Annotated in this window: 3 rRNA genes; all 3 read right to left on the reverse strand. The window is 48.8% G+C overall.

The window, feature by feature from the left end:
• Positions 1-32: 32 nt before the first annotated feature.
• Positions 33-139 (reverse strand): 5S ribosomal RNA (gene rrf / locus HMPREF9013_RS05250).
• Between the two features lie 82 nt (positions 140-221).
• Positions 222-3119: ribosomal RNA gene (locus HMPREF9013_RS05255) — 23S ribosomal RNA — on the reverse strand.
• A 213-nt stretch (positions 3120-3332) separates the two neighbouring features.
• A 16S ribosomal RNA gene (locus HMPREF9013_RS05260) occupies positions 3333-4857 on the reverse strand.
• The 16S, 23S and 5S rRNA genes sit together here, the layout of an rRNA operon.
• Between the last annotated feature and the right edge of the window lie 325 nt (positions 4858-5182).

The raw sequence follows: 5182 nt of genomic DNA on the forward strand, positions 1-5182 counted from the left end.
TACTCCCAAAAAGAGAAAAAGAGAAAAAAAAGACCCGGCAACGTGCTCGATTCACCCAAGGGCTATTTTTGCCGCGGAAGTGCTTAACTTCTGTGTTCGGGATGGGAACAGGTGTGGCCACTTCGCTATCGTCACCGGATCTATTCAGAGTCTGTTCTCTGAAAACTGAATAACAGCTATGAAGACTTCTTCTGTCTTTTCGTAAGGTTGGCGTTCTCTTCGTGAATAAACCTTCGACCTATTAGTATCAGTCAACTCAACACATCACTGTGCTTACATCCCTGACCTATCAACCTCATCGTCTTTAAGGGGTCTTATTCATTTGAAATGATGGGAAATCTAATCTTGGAGTCGGTTTCACGCTTAGATGCCTTCAGCGTTTATCCGATCCATTCTCGGCTATCCAGCTATGCCACTGGCGTGACAACTGGTGCACCGTAGGAATGTCCACCCTGGTCCTCTCGTACTAGGGGCAGCTCTCCTCAAATTTCCAACGCCCACAACAGATAGGGACCGAACTGTCTCACGACGTTCTGAACCCAGCTCGCGTACCGCTTTAATGGGCGGACAGCCCAACCCTTGGAAGCGAATTCACCTCCAGGATGCGATGAGCCGACATCGAGGTGCCAAACCTCGCCGTCGATGTGAACTCTTGGGCGAGATCAGCCTGTTATCCCCAGGGTAGCTTTTATCCGTTAAGCGACGGCCATTCCATTCTGCACCGCCGGATCACTAACACCGACTTTCGTCCCTGCTCGACTTGTTTGTCTCGCAGTCAAGCACTCTTCTGCGTTTGCGCTCGTTGAATGATTTCCAACCATTCTGAGAGTACCTTTGTACGCCTCCGTTACTCTTTGGGAGGCGACCGCCCCAGTCAAACTACCCACCTGCCACGGTCCTCCAGCCGGATCACGGTCTGGAGTTAGAATTTCAATCAAGTAAGAGTGGTATCCCAACGGTGACTCCTCTGACCCCAAAAGGCCAGTCTCTTCGTCTCCCACCTATCCTGTGCATACTTAACCGAAACTCAATAGCAGGCTATAGTAAAGCTCCATGGGGTCTTTCCGTCTAGTTGCGGGTAACCTGCATCTTCACAGGTACTAAGATTTCACCGAGTCTGCTGCCGAGACAGTGCCCAAATCATTACACCTTTCGTGCGGGTCAGAACTTACCTGACAAGGAATTTCGCTACCTTAGGACCGTTATAGTTACGGCCGCCGTTCACTGGGGCTTCGGTTCAAAGCTTCGGATTGCTCCTAACTAATCCCCTTGACCTTCCAGCACCGGGCAGGTGTCACCCCCTATACTTCGTCTTGCGACTTGGCAGAGAGCTATGTTTTAGTTAAACAGTTGCTAGGGCCTATTTACTGCGGCTCTTTCGAGCACCCCTTATTGCGAACGTACGGGGTCAATTTGCCGAGTTCCTTGGCAACAGTTCTCTCGCTCACCTTAGGCTATTCGCCTTGACCACCTGTGTCGGTTTTGGTACGGGCCACTGATCAATTAACGCTAGAAGCTTTTCTTGAGAACCGGTATCACCATCTTCGTTACTTGCTCGCGCGTTCACTCCCTGCAAGGCTTTGATCCCGCTGACGGATTTCCCTATCAGCCTCTCCTCCTTACAATCCCCAATCCATTAAGGGGTCTGGTTAACCTTTTCTGTCACTCCTTCACTTGATCCGCGGGTGCAGGAATATCAACCTGCTGTCCATCGACTACGCCTCTCGGCCTGGCCTTAGGTCCCGACTTACCCAGGGCGGACGAACCTTCCCCTGGAAACCTTGGTCTATCGGTGTGTAGGATTCTCACCTACATCTCGCTACTCACACCGGCATTCTCACTTCCATACGCTCCAGCACTCCTTCCGGTATACCTTCAATGCTGTATGGAACGCTCCCCTACCACTTGAATTAATTTCAAATCCATAGATTCGGTATTACGCTTAGCCCCGGTAAATTTTCGGCGCAGAGATACTCGACTAGTGAGCTGTTACGCACTCTTTGAAGGATGGCTGCTTCTGAGCCAACCTCCTAGCTGTTTGCGCGTCTCCACATCCTTTTCCACTTAGCGTAAATTTTGGGACCTTATCTGATGATCTGGGCTGTTTCCCTTTTGACCATGGACCTTATCACCCACAGTCTGACTGCTGAATATTCTTGCCTGGCATTCGGAGTTTGATATCTATTGGTACGGCTAGGTGCCGCCCGCAAGATTTCAGTGCTCTACCTCCAGGTAGATTCGTTCAACGCTAGCCCTAAAGCTATTTCGGGGAGAACCAGCTATCGCCGTGTTCGATTGGAATTTCTCCGCTAATCACAAGTCATCCGCCAACGTTTCAACGGGGGTCGGTTCGGTCCTCCATCTGGATTCACCCAGACTTCAACCTGCTCATGACTAGATCACTACGGCTTCGGGTCTATCCCTACGTACTCTTCACCCTATTAAGATTCGCTTTCGCTTCGGCTCCGCATTGTCTGCTTAACCTCGCACGTAAGGATAACTCGCCGGTTCATTCTACAAAAGGCACGCCATCACACATTAATGTGCTCTGACTTTTTGTAAGCATACGGTTTCAGGATCTATTTCACTCCGCTCCCGCGGTTCTTTTCATCTTTCCCTCATGGTACTGGTTCACTATCGGTCATATAGGAGTATTTAGCCTTACCGGATGGTCCCGGTTGCTTCCGTCAGGGTTCCACGTGCCCCGACGTACTCAGGATCCCACTAGGTCATTTGAAAATTTCGCCTACAGGGCTTGCACCTTCTGCGACTGAGCTTTCAATCTCATTCGGCTATCTTCATCTGTACCATCTCGTGGTCCTACTACCCCAGCTCATAGCTGGTTTGGGCTCTTCCAATTTCGCTCGCCACTACTCTCGGAATCATTCTTATTTTCTTTTCCTCCAGTTACTAAGATGTTTCAATTCACTGGGTTTTCTCCTCATAAGTTATGTATTGGCTTATGGGTGATACATCATTTCCTATGTATCGGGTTCCCCCATTCGGATACCCCCGGATCGTTGCCTGTGTACGACTCCCCGAGGCGTTTCGCCGTTTGCTGCGTCCTTCTTCTGCTCTATATGCCAAGACATCCACCGTACGCTCTTATTCGTTTAATCACTTTCTTGCGTTTGTACGAGAACTGTTAACTATTTGTCTTTCAACTTTTTCTGTTAATCTTGTTATCACAACTTTACGAAAAAGACCTATCTATTGTCTTCTTCTGTTATTCAGTTTTCAAAGAACTACTCTTGAGAGTCTTTCCGAGATCTCTCAAAACTGAACAGGAATTCCTATTACTCTACAACCCCTTTGTACATCTTTCTCCTTAGAAAGGAGGTGATCCATCCCCACGTTCTCGTAGGGATACCTTGTTACGACTTGACCCCAATCATTAGTCCTACCTTCGACGGCTCCTTCCTTTCGGTTAGGCCACCGGCTTCGGGTATTACCAACTCTCATGGTATGACGGGCGGTGTGTACAAGGCCCGAGAACGTATTCACCGCGGCATGCTGATCCGCGATTACTAGCGATTCCAACTTCATGGAGTCGAGTTGCAGACTCCAATCCGAACTGAGACTATCTTTCAGTGATTCGCTTCTGTTCGCACAGTCGCTCCACGTTGTAATAGCCATTGTAGTACGTGTGTAGCCCAGGCCATAAGGGGCATGATGATTTGACGTCATCCCCACCTTCCTCCGGTTTATCACCGGCAGTCTCTCCAGAGTCCCCAACTTAATGATGGTAACTGAAGACAAGGGTTGCGCTCGTTGCGGGACTTAACCCAACATCTCACGACACGAGCTGACGACAACCATGCACCACCTGTCTCCTTGATAACCTCTATCCTATCTCTAGAACTTCGCAAGGGATGTCAAGGCCTGGTAAGGTTCTTCGCGTTGCGTCGAATTAAACCACATACTCCACCGCTTGTGCGGGCCCCCGTCAATTCCTTTATGTTTCACACTTGCGTGCATACTCCACAGGCGGAATACTTAATGCGTTAGCTGCAGCACTGAGTCTCCCCAATACTTAGTATTCATCGTTTACAGCGTGGACTACTAGGGTATCTAATCCTATTTGCTCCCCACGCTTTCGTGCCTCAGCGTCAGTCTTTGGCTAGCAAGTCGCCTTCGCCACCGGTGTTCCTCCATATATCTACGCATTTTACCGCTACACATGGAATTCCACTTGCCTCTCCAATACTCTAGTCTGCCAGTATCCATGGCGCGATGGGGTTGAGCCCCACAATTTGACCATGAACTTAACAGACCGCCTACGCACCCTTTACGCCCAATAATTCCGGATAACGCTCGCCACCTACGTATTACCGCGGCTGCTGGCACGTAGTTAGCCGTGGCTTTCTGGTAAGATAATGTCTGACTAAGATCCTCTCCTAGTTTATCTTTTCTTACAACAGAGCTTTACAACCCGAAGGCCGTCTTCACTCACGCGGCGTTGCTCGGTCAGGGTTCCCCCCATTGCCGAAAATTCCCTACTGCTGCCTCCCGTAGGAGTCTGGGCCGTGTCTCAGTCCCAATGTGGCCGTTCACCCTCTCAGGCCGGCTACGCATCATCGTCTTGGTGGGCCGTTACCTCACCAACTAACTAATGCGCCATAAGCTCATCCACTAGTGCTTCTCATCTTTAATAGAAGAAAGATGCCTCTCTCCTACCTATCCGGTATTAGTCCCCGTTTCCAGAGGTTATCCCAGTCTTTGTGGGCAGATTGCTTATGTATTACTCACCCGTTCGCCACTCCTTCTCCCTAGCAAGCTAGGTGTCCGGCGTTCGACTTGCATGTATTAGGCACGCCGCCAGCGTTTATCCTGAGCCAGGATCAAACTCTTCATTTGATTGACTCTTTATTTAAGTAGTTCTCTCACTACTCTTTTACTTATTTCGTTGACGTTGTTTTGTAATGTTTGTCATTCCTATTCAGTTTTCAAAGATCTCTCACGCTACCTGAAGCGTGCTTGACTATAGTATCAATATCTACTCGCTTTGTCAATTACTTTTTTGAGTTTTTTTGAAGCTTTTTTTCGGACCTTTATCTCTCTATCCTTTACGCCTCTTTCATTGCCCTCTTAAAGTCCATTTCCTTTCGATATCCTTACTTAGTGCTTTGTTATATTACCACCCTTTTCCCTCTATTGGCAAGTCTTATTCTTCTGGTTTGAA

This window comes from Bulleidia extructa W1219 (genome assembly GCF_000177375.1).
GTDB classification, from domain to species: domain Bacteria; phylum Bacillota_I; class Bacilli_A; order Erysipelotrichales; family Erysipelotrichaceae; genus Bulleidia; species Bulleidia extructa.